We start from the raw sequence: 13,898 nt of genomic DNA on the forward strand, positions 1-13,898 counted from the left end.
GTACCTGGGCCTCGTCCAGAAAACGGCGGGACTAGATAAGCGCTCGCCGACTTAGCTGCCGTTCCGTACATCGAAGTGCGTGCCGATAGCTGCTTTCTGTTCATCAACCCTCCATGCTGTTTCGGATCTGAAGGCCGTCCTCTCGGTCCTAACCGATTGGGCTGTCTCAGATTGTCGGCCCCCGTGCCCGGACGACGTTGACACGGCGGTAGTTTCGACCCACCTCGCGATCGACTCTGATGAGTCGCACCGCCACTCCTCCCAGAGGGACCAATGGACAACGATCATAGTCGAAGGACCGTCCCGCTGAGGGAGCTGGCGAGGTGACCTGAGGCCACTCACCGGCGACCGCAGCGGTACGGTCGCAAGAGGTGAGTTATGAATGCAGCGATCCGTTTCATCGCCGGACAGCTCCGGCGCGTGTCACATACCCGCAACCTGAACGAAGTATTCGACGAACGCCTGAGCTTCGGCGAACGGCTGGCCGACCGCGTCGCGGCGATCGGCGGCTCGTGGGCGTTCATCGTCGGGTTCGGTTTGTTTCTTGTCGGCTGGGCGGTGATCAACACCGTCATACTGACCACACGGGCTTTCGACCCATTCCCCTTTATCTTCCTCAACCTGATGCTTTCGATGCTCGCTGCTTTGCAGGCACCGGTCATCATGATGAGCCAGAACCGGCAGGCGGCCAAGGACAGGCTGGAGGCGCGACTGGACTATGAAACGAACCTTCGCACCGAAGCCGAGATCGCCTGTCTCCATGAGAAGATCGATCTCCTTCTTGCCATGGCTGGAGAACAGGCGGGCCCCGCCACGGTTGGCGGTCAGCCGATCAAGAGCTGATCACGAGTCGTAATTCGTGATGCTGAGCAAATTGATGAAAGCAGCAATCCTGACAGCGGCCCTTTGCGGGCCGCTGTCGAGCCCTGCTATTGCCGCGGGTGGCGCCCACGTCGTCGATGACGTCGATGTCGAAACGCCCGGGCGTTGCCATGTCGAAACTTGGGTTACGGAAGACCAGGGGCATGGCCTTGCCGATCTATCGCCGGCCTGCACGCCTGCCGCGCTTCAGTCCGTAGAGATCGGCGCGGTCCTTATCCATAGCTGGGACGGGCAATCAATCACCACCGCAGGCCCAGCCGTCAAAGTGAATCTACGATCGACCCAAAAAGGCATCGGCCTTGCCGCGTCCTTCGGAGCAACCTGGAACCTCCGGTCCGGCCGTCTCGACACGGCGAGCGTCACGGTGCCGATTACCTTCACGGTAAGTTCCAAAACCAGGTTCAACCTCAACCTTGGTTACAGCTACTCGGCGACTTCCAAAGATCGGCATTCGCCATTCTGGGGCGGACAGATCGAGACGCAGCTAGGCACGGACCTGAGCGCGATGGTCGAAGGCTTCGGGCGCGAGACTGGCCCTGCCGGTGCCCAGGCCGGGTTGCGATGGAATCCTGGGCACGGCGATCTTGACGTCGACCTCCTTGTCGGACGGTATGTGGATGGCAGCAGCCCCCGATCGGCAACACTGGGCGTCACCATCCGTGGCTAAGGGAGCGACCGCCGACGTTGCGGTCATCCAGGCGGCCTCCGTGCCTTCCCGATACCCGCCATTCGTTCGGCTTGGAATTTCAGGGCACGAATGAGCGGCAGTCAGATGTGCCAACGCACCTACGGGTTCAAAGTGGACGCGGGGCCCACAGGATCGTCGAGCAAGGGCAGGAGCGCGTCGGGCACGTTCTGCATGTGCGCTGCCGACGACGAGATGAATATGCCTGCGCCGCCTGGTTCGAGAACGTCAAAGAATGCGTCGGCCATGCGGCTGGTGCCGGCAAGACTGACGGCCATGATCATGTGAAAGTCCTGCGCGACCGGAGACAGGCCTACCACATTGGCGAGGATTCGCACCGCCGGCCGCGTAGATGCTCGTGCTGCAATGCCGACGATGACGTCGGGCCGCGTCACGTCCAGCTTCTAGCGGGTAAGTGAAATCAAATATCCGTAACCTGGAAACTCAAGCCTCGCTCGTCTTGTCGCATCCGGCCAGCGTGGGGAAATGGCAAATGAGCGGGAATGAGAAGCATTCCGCGCACCAGGCTATCATGGGCGAGGCGGCGACGTGTTTCGATCACCGCGTCGAAGTCGTCCCCGTCGCCGAACCTTATCGAAGGCTCGATGAGCTGCAGCGGATGGTGGAATGCGTCGCCCGAGAACATGGCTTCTTCACCCGCAGAATTGAGGTGCAGCATGGAGTGGCCGTCGGTGTGGCCTCGTCCTGGCTCGATGCACAGGCTCGGCGTCGGCCGGTGCATGTCGAGCACGAGGTCGGCCAGCCCGGCCTCCACGATGGGAGCGATCGAGCGCTCGTAGACGCCATCGTTGTAGGGCAGGTGCTGGAAGTTGCCGGCATTGTCGGGGTGCCAGCGGTCATATTCGCGCTTCACGAACAGATAGCGCGCCTTCGGAAAGGTCGGCACCCAGCGCCCGTCGCGCAGCACCGTGTTCCACCCGCAGTGATCGTGATGCATGTGGGTGCAGAAGACATAGTCGACATCATCGACCTTGACGCCGGTCGCTTCGAAACGTTCGAGAAACGGGACGTCGAGCATGTCGAACATCGGCATCGGGTTGGGCCGGCCGTTGCCGTTGCACGGATCGATCACGATTACCTTGTCATCGACTCGAACGATCCAACTTCGGAAATTCAGGCTCCAGGTATCGCCGTCTTCGAGGAAATGGGGAGCCATCCACCAGCGGTTCGCCTCGATCAATTCGGATGCGGCTCCGAGCCACGCCACCGGCCTGGCGTTGAGTTCGAGTTCCAGTGCGGAACCGATCTCCGCCGCCCCCACCCTGAACATGGTCATTTCAAGCCTTTCAGTGATTGGAGCCGGCGAATTGCCCGCCGGCCCCAGCCACTACTTTTGCCTAAATGCTCGCCGAAAAAGAACGGCTAGACTATCAGAACTTCTTGCTAACCCCGACCCGGATCAGGCGACCGAGCGTGAAGCCATTGGCGAAGCCGACCGAAGTGTTGCCGCCGCCCGAATAGGTACCGCGATAGAGCGGCGGAGCCTTGTCGAAGACATTGTCGACGTTCAGCGTGAAAGACAGGTCCTTCAATAGCATGCTTTCGCCGGGCACGTCGTATTTCATAAAGAGATTGAAGATGTCGAACGCACCAATCTTGTTCTGCTGCAGATTTGCCGGGGTTGGCGTGGTCGAAAAGCCGCTGGCGTGATTCCAGGTCGCCTCGGCCCGCCCGTCTCCCTTGTAGGCGCGCGCGCGAAGGCATACGCGTCGAACAGGAACAGCGCCGACAACAGCAGCGCGATCCCGCCCCAGCCCCCCCGCTAGCCACACATAGGCTGCCTGCCAACCGACAGTGGCGATCAACCAGTTCGCCAGCGGCGGAACGATCACTTGTGCGAGCGCCGTACCCGAAAGCGTGACGCCTAGCGCGAGGCCTCTGCCGCCTTGAACACGCTCGCCACCGCCGTCGACCAGACCGCGGCCTGCACCAACAGCGAACAGGCACCGAACGGGACCCAGAAACCGATCCATTGGGCAAACGAGCCATTGAGCAGCGAGAATGCCGCGATCGCGGCTGCGGTGGCCACGAGGCCCGGCAGCACCACCCGCCGCGTCCCCCACTTGTCTACCACTACGCCGACCACGGGAACCAGGAAGAGTGGCAAGATGGCGGATATTGCCTGGCCGCTCGAAAGCTGCGCCCGGCCCCACTCGAACTCCTGCGTGAGCGGTCCCATGAACACGCCGGTCGCCGGTATCATGAAGGACATGAAGGACAGGCCGGTCAAAGCGGCCAGCGCCAGCGGCCAATGGCTCCGCCATTCGGCCGCGGCCGTCATCTCGCTATCCGACACGATTTTCCTCCCCGTGCGCGGCGGATCGCGGCGCATTCTTCCTGCCGATCACGAAAACGAAATGCAGACTTTTTGGGCTTCGTTCGGATTCGCGGCGAGCCTGATCGCGTCCTCTATCCGGTCGACCGGGAACTCGTGAGTTACCAGCGACGCGAGGTCGTATTTGCCGGAGCGCATCATCGCGAGGATCTCGGGCAGCAGGTCCTCGGTCGCACCGCTACCGCAGCCGTGGATGTGCCAGTTGTTGAACGCGACCTCGGTGAAGTTCAGCGTAGCCGGCGCCTTGTGCACGCCGACGATCGAAATCTCGGCCTGCGGCGGTGCCAGCATGGCGAAATTGTCGATGATCGAAGGGATGCCGACGCAATCGACGAAGAGCCGGGCGCCGCACTTCTCGGCCGGATAGCCGCGCTGCTTGCCAAAGACGGCGAAGGCCTTTTTCTTCAGATCTTCCTGGCTGGGATTGCAGGTCTCGAATCCCAGGCGGCGGGCGTTGTCGAGGCGGTATTCGGAATAGTCGACGACCATCACTTTCTCGCAGCCGTACCAGTCGAGCATGACCGCGCTGGTGATGCCGATGATGCCCGCGCCGAATACGACCGCGCCGTCGCCCTGCCGCGGCGTCAGCCCTTTCACGCCGCGCGTGCTGATCACGAAGGGCTCGAATAGCACGGCGGCGCGCAAGGGCAGGTCATTGTCGATCGGCAGCAGGCTGTAGCCGACCTCGCATTGCGGAATCCGCAGATAGTTGGAGAAGCCGCCGGTCGCCGACACGCGCCGCGGATCGCGGAAGGCCTTGTCCTGGTTGACGAAGACCCGGTCGCCGACCTTGAGGCCGGTCACATTCCTGCCGAGTTCGACCACTTCGCTGATCGCCTCGTGGCCGAATTCCTCGTCGATCCAGATGCGACTTTCTGGACCGTGCTTGGTGAAGGCGAAGATATCCGAACCGCAGATACCGGTCAGAACATTGCGAACGATCGCCTCGTCCTCGCCGCATTCGGGATAGGGCAGATCGACCACATCGACGTTGCCGACGCCGCGGAACAGTGCGGCCTTGTAGGTTTCCGGCTTCATGGACGAACTCTCCCGGTCAGAAAACAACTTTTCCAAATATGGAAGCAATGATTTGATAGATGGAAACCTTTGGGCTACGCCTCGTTCTTGTCAATGCGATTCGGCGAGTGGTTTTCTGAAAGTGGCGACTGCAATCGACAGTTTTGGCTCCACCGGGGCGGGCTCGAACGGAAGAGTGGTGGAAGTGATCAACTTCCTGGCCGCGCACCCGACCGAGTCTTTCACACTGTCGGAGCTGGCCGGCCATCTCGGTCTCAGCAACGGTTCGGCGCATCGCGTGCTGACGATGCTGACCGACGCAAGGTTCCTGACGCGTCACGTCAAGCACAAGACCTATTCGCTGGGCATGGCTCTGGTCGCCGTTGGTCAGGCCGCGTTGGAAAAGCACCGCGGCCTCGATGTCGCCCGTCGCGAGATGGCACGGCTGACCAGCGAAATCAGGGGGCAGTGCATAGCCAGTACTTTCGTCGACGACGAATTGCTGCTGCTTGCCAAGGAAGGCCTGCCGCAGACGCACGACGTACTGATGCGCGTCGGTGAGCGCCGGCCTTTCGTCCCGCCTGTCGGCCTGGGCAAGATCGCCTGGAGCGACGAGCAGGAAATGGAGAGCTATTTCGCCAAGACGCCTGCCGGGATGGCCGTTGCGGTGAAGACCCGTATGCGGGAGTCTCTCGAGCTCATCCGACAGCGCGGCTATGCCATGGCGTCGATCGGCGATGTTCTGCGGAACTTCAGCCAGGCCGCGATCCTGCCGGTCGGGCAGCGCCGCGATACGGCCTACTGGAGCAGAGTCAACGACCTGCTCGCCCGGCTCACGCCGAACGAAGTCCAGCTGATCGACGCAAAAGAGGCGGCCCAGACCGGCCTGGGACATATGTCGGCGCAGGTTTTCGCGCCCAACGGTGCAGTGGTTTTCGAGCTGACGCTGAGCGGAATACCCGCGGGCATGAGCCCTTCCGAGATCGAACAATATGCGGACCGCTTGCGCGCGGCAGCCGCGATCGTGACGGCCGAAACGCATGGGCGGGCGCCGCGATGATACATCCGCCCATGCGAAGCCGGGAAAATTCCTGACAACCGGACCGAGAGAGGATCATTGGCCATGAGAAGAGAGCCCCATCCACTTACCGGCACGATGTACGAAGACATCGGCGACGGGAAGATCAAGGTCCAGAAGGAGGGCAGCAATGCCTACGGCATCTTCACCTGGAAGGGTGAATGGCTGGAAGGCGAGGTCACCCAGGCCGATCCGCACATGCTGCTGTACATCGGCGGTCCCGACCTGCCGCGCGATCATGAGGTGATCTGGATGAGCGCGCCCTCGAAGACCTTCGACGGCTCCATCCCGATCGAGCATTTCCCCGGCAGCCACATGGACGAGATGCAGCGCATCGTCGCCAACTATCGGCCCGACACCGGCATGGAAACCGACGAAGGCTGGCGCTCGAACGGCAACCACGATCCCGAGTTCTTCCTCGACAACGACCGCGTGCCCGAGCGTGTGCCTGAGGCCTATCGCCTGCGCGGCTTGATCCCCGGCGGCCCCAAGCGGATCTCGACCGACCGCTACTGGAAGCAGGAATACCACGACCTCGAGGTCGAGAAGATCTGGAAGAAGACCTGGCAGATGGTCTGCCGCGAGGACGAGATTCCCAATGTCGGCGACTATTACGTCTACGATATCGCGCATTTGTCCTACCTCGTCGTGCGCACCGAGGACGGGGTAAAGGCCCACCAGAACATCTGTCTCCACCGCGGCCGCCTGCTCAAGGACTGTTCGGGCAAGGGCGAGAAGGAGTTCCGCTGTCCGTTCCACGGCTGGGCCTGGAAGCTCGACGGCAGCCTCAAGGAGATCACCACCGAGTGGGATTTCCCCGGCGTGCGCGAAGAGGCGAGCCAGCTGCCCGCGGCCAAGTGTCAGACCTGGCAGGGCTTCGTCTTCATCAATCCCGATCCCGAGGCCGGGCCGCTCGAGGACTTCCTCGGCCCAGTGATGATGGAGCACTATACGCGCTACGGCTTCGAGCACCGCTACATCCAGGCCAATGTCTCGAAGCTGATCCGCGCTAACTGGAAAGTGGTGATGGAGGCTTTCATGGAGGCCTATCACGTCATCGCCACGCACCCGCACCAGATGCTGACCAGCGGCGACCTGTCGAACACGCATTACGACGTCTTCGGCAACTGGGGCCGTTCGGGGCAGTACCCCTCGATGGGCAGCCCGCAGCGCGGCATGTTCCTCAACCTCGACGAGGCGCTGGTCCAATATCGCGCCATGGCCGACGGCCAGCGGGGCCTGATCGGGGCACTCACCGGCGAGGACCTGTCCGCCTGGTCGGATGCCGAGCTCAATGCCAACGGCTTCAACGACCTGTTCCCCAACCTCCACCCCTGGGGCGGCTGGATGCGCATCTGCTTCCGCTTTCGGCCGAACGGCGACAATCCCGAAGAGAGCATCATGGACATCTGGCTGCTCGCGCCCTGGCCGAAGGACAAGCCGCGCCCGGCACCCGCCAAGCCCCGCAAGCTGGGCTTCGATGATGCCTGGACCGCAGCACCCGAACTGCTCTCGCTGAGCAAGATCACCGATCAGGACGTGCTCAACGTCCCCTCGGTGCAGCGCGGGCTCAAGGCCAAGAACCCGCCGCACGTCTGGTATTCTAACTACCAGGAAATGAAGATCCGCAACTTCCACAACAACTACGAGAAGGCGCTGGGGCTGGCGGACGAAACGCCGACCAGCTGACGAAAACGACAACGGGAGAGGATCGCAAATGGCGGGCAAAGTCGGCTTCATCACCGGTGCGGCGCGCGGGCTGGGCCGGGAAATCGCCCTTGCGCTCGGGCAGGACGGGCATCGGCTCTATCTGGTCGACATCCTGGCCGACCGGTTGGAGGCGACCGCGGCCGAACTGCGTGAAGCGGGCCATGAGGTTATCGCGCAGGTCGTCGACGTTTCAGTCCACCAGCAATGCGTCGACGCCGTCGCCGATTGCGTCGCCCGTTTCGGCGAGTTGGCGGTGCTAGTAAATTGCGCCGCGATCATGCGCATGGAGCCGTTCACCGATACGCCCGTGGAGACCTGGAACCGGATCCTCGCGGTCAACCTGTCGGGGCCGTTCTTCCTGATGCAAGCAGCGCTGCCGCATATAATCTCGGCACGCGGCAACATCGTGAACGTGGCCTCGTCGAACGGGCTGATGGGGACGGCCTATACCGGCCCCTATAGCTCCACCAAGGCGGCGTTGATCAGCCTCACCAAGACGCTGGCGATCGAATATGCCGAAGAGCCGATCCGGGTGAACGCCGTCTGTCCCGGTCCGATGGCGACCGAGATCGCCGACGGCGTGCGCCCGCCGCCGACGATCAAGCACGACAAGATCGTCCGCTATTCGGGCCTGCGCGGGCTGGGCGACGCAGGCGATGTCGCCAAGGTCGTCGCCTTCCTTGCCTCCGACGCGGCGGTGGGCGTTCACGGCGCGATCTGGACCGCCGATCTCGGCACGTCGGCCGGTTAGAGTTCGAGGGAGAGACAAGAGATGACGCAGGACGTCGACTATGACCTGATCGTGATCGGCGCCGGCGGTGCCGGCATGTCGGGCGCGATCTGGGCGGCCGAGGCCGGTTGCAAGGTCATCATCCTCGAGAGCGAGGATCGCATCGGCGGTTCGACCGCGCTGTCGGACGGGGTGTTCAACGCTGCCGACACCAGCCTGCAGCGCAAGCTCGGCCTGACCGACTCGATCGACGACTATTACGATTACTACATGACGCTCAACGCCTGGCGGCAGCCGGCAGCGCTGATCCGGCGCTTTTGCGAGGAAGCGACGCCGACGCTCGAATGGCTGTTGTCGATCGGCGTGACCTATCCCGAGCGGATCGCCCACAAGCCCAAGCAGCCGGTGTTTCCGGGATCGGTCGAGGGTGGCGGGCTCTATTCGGCGGGCGTCGAATGGCCGCCGCGCGGGCATTGCCCGGTCGAGGGTGGCAGCGTCTACATCAACGCCATGGAGAACCGCCGCGCGGTGCTCGGTGTCGAGCTCGTGCTCAATACCCGCGTGCGCCAGCTCATCGTCGAGGACGGCGCGGTGAAGGGCGTCGAGGTCGACGGCCAGACGCTGCGCAGCCATGCCGTGCTGATCGCCTGTGGCGGCATCGCCAATGCCGATCACGAGATGGTCAGGGCCTGGTTTCCCGACGCCTACGACACATTGCCCGAGGGCTATCATCCGCGCGCCGGCTCGGCCGTGGGCAGCCGCGGCGATGGCGTGCGGCTGGGCGAGCAGGCCGGCGCCCACATCATCGGCAAGAACTGCGGCCTCGCGGTTTCCGGCCCGTTCCTGCCCAACGCGCCGCAGGGCTTCCACGGCTACCAGCCGACCTCGGTGGTCTATGTCAACGGCCGCGGCCAGCGCTTCGCGCCCGAAACCGCGCCCTATGCGGTGATGCCCGGCCTGATCAAGGAGCAGGGCTTCAAGGTCTGGGGCGTGTTCGACGAAGGCGCGCGGCTGCGCTCCGATCCTTCGCGCAGCGGCTTCGCGCGCGGCTGGGACCCCGATTTCGTGCTGCAGTCCGTAGCAAACGGCGACATCATCGTTGCCGACACGCTCGAAGCTCTTGCTGGCAAATGCGCGATGCGCCCCGGCGCGCTGCGCGTGACGGTCGACCAGTTCAACGAGGATATCGGCGCGGGCAAGGACCGCTGGTTCCTGCGCTCGATGGAAGACATCCATCCGATCTTGGAAGGCCCTTTCTACGCTTTCCGCCACGTCAACGGCGGCTTCACCCTGACCGGCGTCGGCCCGCGCATCGATCCCGATGCCCATGCGCTCGACGAGGACGGCCGGATTATCCCGGGCCTGTTCGCCGCGGGCGAATCGGGCGCCGGCGTTCTGGGCGAACGCTATGTCGGCGGCGGCAATTCGGTCGCCAACGCAATCACCATGGGTCGCGTTGCGGGTATGACGATTGGGCGGGAAGTGAAGGGGCTCTAGAATGGCGCAGAAATTCTCGATCGACGATCTTACCGATCCCCAACTGAGCCCCGAGCAGCGCGCCTACATCGCCTCGGTCGAGGCTAACCCGCCGGTGCTGACCGAAGACGCGATCCTCTCCGCCGCGCGCGACGCCACCGGCCTCTCCGACTTCGGGCCCGACGACTTCCGCGAGCGGCTCAAGATACTGCTCGACGAGTGGAACGGCGACACCCGCGCCTATGCGCTGAAGCGGGCGTTTCTGCTCAACTACGGTATCCGCTATGCGAGCAATAGGCTGCTGATCCACGACCTGCTGACGCGGCACCCCGAAATCCATGACGAGCCGATCGAGCGGCCGATCATGGTGGTCGGCATGCCGCGATCGGGCACCACCCATCTGCTCAACCTGCTCGGCGCGGATAGCCGTCTGCGCTCGACCCCGCTGTGGCAGACCTATGCTCCGGTGCCGAACCCGAAGGAGCCGGTCGGACCCGACGGCGTAGACCCGCGCTATGCCCGGGTTGCCGCGAGCTGGGAGGTGCAGCTCGCGTCCAACCCGCTTTCGGCCGCGATGCACGCAATGGAGCCCGACCATTTCCACGAGGACGTGGAGCTGATGGGGCCGAATTTCGCCGGCTACAATTTCGAATGGCTGGCCCGTGCCCCCAAGTTCCGCGACTATTACCTCTCGACAGACCAGACGCCGCACTACGAGTACATGAAGACTGTACTCAAGATCTTCCAGTGGCAGGACGTCCAGGCCGGCGGAACGCGCAAGCGCTTTGTCACCAAATGCCCACAGCACCTCGAACAGCTGCCGGTGCTCAAGAAGGTTTTCCCCGACGCCACCGTGGCGATCACCTACCGCGATCCCGTGGAGGTTATCCAGTCGGCGATCACGATGATCGCCTATGGCGAGCGCATGAGCTACCCGACGATCGATACCCAGGGCCTGCTCGCCTACTGGACCGATCGCGTCGAGAAACTGCTGCGCGCCTGCGTGCGCGACCGGCCCATCTGGCCCGAGGAGCAGAGCGTCGACGTGCCTTTCGACACGTTCATGAAGGATGACATGGCAGTGGTGCGAGAAGTGCGCCGCAAGGCCGGATTACCGGAGACCGATCAGGCCAACCGCGATGTCGCTGCCTACATCGAAAGCCATCCGCGCGGCAAATACGGCCAGCTCGTCTACAACCTGGAGCGCGACTTCGGCGTCTCCCCCGACGAGCTGCGCAAGCGTTTCGACTTCTACTACGAAGCCTACCCCTTCCTGCGGCGGCCCGCGAAGTAGCTCTTCACAAGGAAGATACCGATGATCGAAAAATCGTCCGTCGCTGGCTGGCAGGAACTCGTCGACAGCCTGCAGACTCTGCCCGATCGCATGCTGGCAAAACTGCCGGACGACATGGCGCGCGATCCCCAGGTCCAGCAGGAAGTGGCCCGGATCGCGCTCGAGGCCCTGGTCAGCTCGGGGCTGAGCGCGCTTGCCGGCGATGGCGATTCGCCGCAATTCGTGCCTTCGCTTGGCCAGTTGCTCAATATCGGCCAGCCCAATGCCGATACGATCTACCGCAGCGCGAAGCTGAGCCCCGGAGCCAGCTATCGCCTGCGCGGCAAGCGCGGCACGATCAACCACACGGTGGTCTCGCAGGTGCTTCCGAGGAACGCGCCGAATGCCAAGGATCGCCCGCATCTCCCGCTGTCGAGCCTGAAGGTCGATGCCGACGGACGCTTCGACGTCCTGATTACTGCGCAGCGCCCTGACGGGTACGACGGCGACTGGTGGCCACTCGATCCGGCGGCAACCGGCCTGGCCAGCCGGATGGTCAGCTCGGACTGGTCAAAGGAGGAGCCCTCGACGCTCGCGATCGAGCGGGTCGACAAGCCGGTCGGCCGGCCTCGCGCCACAGCGGATGACCTCGAGAAGCGCCTGCGCGGCCTGGTGCCGCAGACCGAATTCCTGGCGCTGATGTTCCCAGATCATGTCGAACAGCTTCGGCAGGAGGGCTACGTCAACAGCCTCAAGGTGTTCGACGTCGGCTTCGGGGCCCTCGCCGGGCAGTTCTACTACGAAGGTGCATTCGACCTGGCCGACGACGAGGCGCTTATCATCGAATCGCCGGTTCCGGCGCGTTGCCAGTACCGCTCGCTAATTCTGACCAACGACGTTTTCGAGACGATCGACTGGTACAACAACCATTCGAGCCTGAATGATGCCCAGGCGCTGCCCGACCCGGACGGTAAGCTGCGCATCGTGGTTTCCGCCCGGGACCCTGGCGTCCGGAATTGGCTCGACACCGCGGGCCACCGCCGCGGCGTCGTCCAGGGCCGCTGGACCGAATGCGACAGCCAGCCGATGCCCGAGGTGCGCAAGGTGAAGCTGGCGGATGTCGCAGCCTCTTTGCCGGCCGATGTCGCGCGGGTCACAACGGAGCAGCGGCAGGAACTCATTCGTGAACGGCGCCGGGCCTATTTGGAGCGGCCGCAGTGGTGACGATCGTTAAGCGAGATCGGAAGAGGAGAATTCGGTGAGCGAAGCATTCGAGAAAGGCCTCAAACTGTTCGGCGAGGTCTATGGCGAGGAACAGGCAAACGGTTTGCGCGAGTATGTCGGCGGCGATAGCGACGGCTTCGGCAAACTCCAGGCTCAATGGGCGATGGAATGGGCGTTCGGCACGATCTGGACCCGCGAGGACCAGCTATCCCGGAAAATGCGCAGTTGCGCTGTGCTTGGAATGGTGATCGGTCTCGGCACCTACGAAGAGATCAAATACCACACCAAGATGGGCACGGCGAATGGCCTGACCAAGGACGAGATACAGGAAATCTACTACTCGGCGATTCCCTATTGCGGTTTGCCCAAGTCCAATATTGCTAAGGCGGCCATCATTGCGGGCTATAAGGAGCTCGAACACGAAGCGGGGCGCTAGGCGTGATATTTCAAGTCAGTCATTCGATGCTTGGGTAGGGCCAAATATTCGCCCCTTTCTAAAACGATTTTTCGATTGATGGCATTAGCCTGACTTTGCAAATCACAATCTTCCGATCACGTTTGCGTCCGGTACCGCCGACATTTCGGCCATTCAAGCCGAGCTATGCGCGCCTTGAAACCGGGCATTCGTTCAGCGAAGCGGTAGCGTCCTGCCCCCACTCGCGCCGTCTCCTTAAGCACGCCAGCGTGGGAAGAAGCCGCGAACCCGGCAGCTAGGCGAGGTAGCGCCCGCCGTTTAGGCTGAGGGGTTGCCCGGTCACATATGCAGCCTCCTCCGAGACGAGATAGGCACACGCGGCTGCCACTTCCTCTACTCGACCGGCGCGCTTCATCGGTACCGCTGCAGCGACTGCCTCCATGTCGAGCGGCGCGGCGCGCATCATCGGAGTATCCACGAAGAACACCGGAAGGTGGTTCACCGTGACGCCGCGGTCGGCCACCTCGATGGCCAGGTCCTTAGTCATCGCGGCAAGTCCGCCTTTCGACGCCGCGTAGTGCGCCATGGCGCCGATCCCGTCCTGCATGATGCTGGAAGTGATGTTGACGATGCGGCCCCAGGCGCCGGCCAGCATGTCGGGAAGTACGGCCTGAGTGCAGAGGAACGGGCCGATTACGTTCACTCGCAGCATTTCCTGGAAGTCGGACTCGCGGATTTCCAGGAACGGGCAGTGCTCCGCCATTCCGGCGTTGTTGACGAGTATCGATACCGGCCCCAGTATCTCGTGCGTCTTGCGTAAGGATCGTTCGATATCCCGATTGCAGGTGGCGTCCCCGATGCAGGCGATCGCCGTTCCGCCCTGCTGCGCGATCATCTCGACCGTCTCGTCCGTCGAACTCGCGGTTCTGCCCCAGACAGCGACTGCGATCCCATCGCGGGCAAGGCGTAGCGCGATCGCCCGGCCGATCCCACTGCCGCCGCCGGTCACGACCGCGACCTTGGCAGCGTGCTCGCTGTCACGGTGCGTCATG

General features: G+C 63.1%; 15 protein-coding genes. 9 read left to right on the forward strand and 6 right to left on the reverse strand.

From position 1 onward, the window contains the following. The first annotated feature begins 378 nt into the window (after positions 1–378). Both KRR38_RS03510 and KRR38_RS03515 read left to right on the forward strand, forming a co-directional pair. Positions 379–843 carry a DUF1003 domain-containing protein gene (locus tag KRR38_RS03510; RefSeq protein WP_217398676.1) on the forward strand — a complete coding sequence of 155 codons (465 nt, stop codon included), beginning with the start codon at positions 379–381 and terminating at the stop codon, positions 841–843. A gap of 34 nt (positions 844–877) precedes the next feature. Further along, the gene (locus tag KRR38_RS03515) at positions 878–1,549 is read left to right on the forward strand and encodes a hypothetical protein (protein WP_217398678.1); all 672 of its coding nucleotides are present in this window, start codon (positions 878–880) and stop codon (positions 1,547–1,549) included. Positions 1,550–1,668: 119 nt separating this feature from the next. Here the strand turns inward: KRR38_RS03515 and KRR38_RS03520 are convergent, their stop codons facing one another. The 5 genes from KRR38_RS03520 to KRR38_RS03540 all read right to left on the reverse strand — a co-directional run bounded on the left by KRR38_RS03520 (position 1,669) and on the right by KRR38_RS03540 (position 4,961). Further along, positions 1,669–1,962, reverse strand: coding sequence for a hypothetical protein (locus tag KRR38_RS03520; RefSeq protein WP_217398680.1), 294 nt, complete (start codon positions 1,960–1,962; stop codon positions 1,669–1,671). A gap of 26 nt (positions 1,963–1,988) precedes the next feature. After that, on the reverse strand, positions 1,989–2,864 hold the full coding sequence (locus tag KRR38_RS03525) for an MBL fold metallo-hydrolase (RefSeq protein WP_217398682.1): 876 nt from the start codon (positions 2,862–2,864) through the stop codon (positions 1,989–1,991). A gap of 94 nt (positions 2,865–2,958) precedes the next feature. Continuing rightward, entirely contained in the window at positions 2,959–3,393 is a 435-nt protein-coding gene (locus tag KRR38_RS03530; protein WP_217398684.1) for a TonB-dependent receptor, read from the reverse strand. 59 nt (positions 3,394–3,452) lie between these two features. Continuing rightward, the gene (locus tag KRR38_RS03535) at positions 3,453–3,884 is read right to left on the reverse strand and encodes an MFS transporter (RefSeq protein WP_217398686.1); all 432 of its coding nucleotides are present in this window, start codon (positions 3,882–3,884) and stop codon (positions 3,453–3,455) included. A 48-nt stretch (positions 3,885–3,932) separates the two neighbouring features. Beyond that, entirely contained in the window at positions 3,933–4,961 is a 1,029-nt protein-coding gene (locus tag KRR38_RS03540; RefSeq protein ID WP_217398688.1) for a zinc-binding dehydrogenase, read from the reverse strand. A gap of 178 nt (positions 4,962–5,139) precedes the next feature. Between KRR38_RS03540 and KRR38_RS03545 the strand changes: the two genes are divergently transcribed. From KRR38_RS03545 to KRR38_RS03575, 7 genes are all read left to right on the forward strand, one after another. After that, the gene (locus tag KRR38_RS03545; protein WP_217398691.1) at positions 5,140–6,000 is read left to right on the forward strand and encodes an IclR family transcriptional regulator; all 861 of its coding nucleotides are present in this window, start codon (positions 5,140–5,142) and stop codon (positions 5,998–6,000) included. Between the two features lie 63 nt (positions 6,001–6,063). Then, positions 6,064–7,707, forward strand: a complete 1,644-nt coding sequence (locus KRR38_RS03550; RefSeq protein ID WP_217398693.1) for an aromatic ring-hydroxylating dioxygenase subunit alpha — start codon at positions 6,064–6,066, stop codon at positions 7,705–7,707. Between the two features lie 28 nt (positions 7,708–7,735). Further along, positions 7,736–8,479: an SDR family NAD(P)-dependent oxidoreductase gene (locus KRR38_RS03555; RefSeq protein ID WP_217398695.1), complete on the forward strand. Its 744-nt coding sequence runs from the start codon at positions 7,736–7,738 to the stop codon at positions 8,477–8,479. A 21-nt stretch (positions 8,480–8,500) separates the two neighbouring features. Then, the gene (locus tag KRR38_RS03560; RefSeq protein WP_217398696.1) at positions 8,501–9,955 is read left to right on the forward strand and encodes an FAD-dependent oxidoreductase; all 1,455 of its coding nucleotides are present in this window, start codon (positions 8,501–8,503) and stop codon (positions 9,953–9,955) included. A 1-nt stretch (position 9,956) separates the two neighbouring features. Further along, positions 9,957–11,228 (forward strand): sulfotransferase, encoded by a 1,272-nt coding sequence (locus tag KRR38_RS03565; RefSeq protein ID WP_217398698.1) that lies wholly within the window; start codon positions 9,957–9,959, stop codon positions 11,226–11,228. A 21-nt stretch (positions 11,229–11,249) separates the two neighbouring features. Then, positions 11,250–12,431, forward strand: a complete 1,182-nt coding sequence (locus KRR38_RS03570; RefSeq protein ID WP_217398700.1) for a DUF1214 domain-containing protein — start codon at positions 11,250–11,252, stop codon at positions 12,429–12,431. Positions 12,432–12,465: 34 nt separating this feature from the next. Then, positions 12,466–12,867, forward strand: coding sequence for a carboxymuconolactone decarboxylase family protein (locus tag KRR38_RS03575; protein ID WP_217398702.1), 402 nt, complete (start codon positions 12,466–12,468; stop codon positions 12,865–12,867). Between the two features lie 274 nt (positions 12,868–13,141). Here the strand turns inward: KRR38_RS03575 and KRR38_RS03580 are convergent, their stop codons facing one another. Further along, a complete protein-coding gene (locus KRR38_RS03580) occupies positions 13,142–13,897 on the reverse strand; it encodes an SDR family NAD(P)-dependent oxidoreductase (protein WP_217398704.1) in 756 nt (251 codons plus the stop codon). Between the last annotated feature and the right edge of the window lies 1 nt (position 13,898).

The sequence above is a fragment of the Novosphingobium sp. G106 genome (genome assembly GCF_019075875.1).
Lineage (GTDB): Bacteria > Pseudomonadota > Alphaproteobacteria > Sphingomonadales > Sphingomonadaceae > Novosphingobium.

Excerpts from the sequence above, each read along its gene's own strand:
- KRR38_RS03540 (WP_217398688.1), bottom strand. The coding sequence starts at position 4,961 with ATGAAGCCGGAAACCTACAAGGCCGCACTGTTCCGCGGCGTCGGCAAC.
- KRR38_RS03555 (WP_217398695.1), top strand. The coding sequence starts at position 7,736 with ATGGCGGGCAAAGTCGGCTTCATCACCGGTGCGGCGCGCGGGCTGGGC.
- KRR38_RS03565 (WP_217398698.1), top strand. The coding sequence starts at position 9,957 with ATGGCGCAGAAATTCTCGATCGACGATCTTACCGATCCCCAACTGAGC.
- KRR38_RS03570 (WP_217398700.1), top strand. The coding sequence starts at position 11,250 with ATGATCGAAAAATCGTCCGTCGCTGGCTGGCAGGAACTCGTCGACAGC.
- KRR38_RS03580 (WP_217398704.1), bottom strand. The coding sequence starts at position 13,897 with ATGACGCACCGTGACAGCGAGCACGCTGCCAAGGTCGCGGTCGTGACC.
- KRR38_RS03510 (WP_217398676.1), top strand. The coding sequence starts at position 379 with ATGAATGCAGCGATCCGTTTCATCGCCGGACAGCTCCGGCGCGTGTCA.
- KRR38_RS03525 (WP_217398682.1), bottom strand. The coding sequence starts at position 2,864 with ATGACCATGTTCAGGGTGGGGGCGGCGGAGATCGGTTCCGCACTGGAA.
- KRR38_RS03560 (WP_217398696.1), top strand. The coding sequence starts at position 8,501 with ATGACGCAGGACGTCGACTATGACCTGATCGTGATCGGCGCCGGCGGT.
- KRR38_RS03550 (WP_217398693.1), top strand. The coding sequence starts at position 6,064 with ATGAGAAGAGAGCCCCATCCACTTACCGGCACGATGTACGAAGACATC.
- KRR38_RS03515 (WP_217398678.1), top strand. The coding sequence starts at position 878 with ATGAAAGCAGCAATCCTGACAGCGGCCCTTTGCGGGCCGCTGTCGAGC.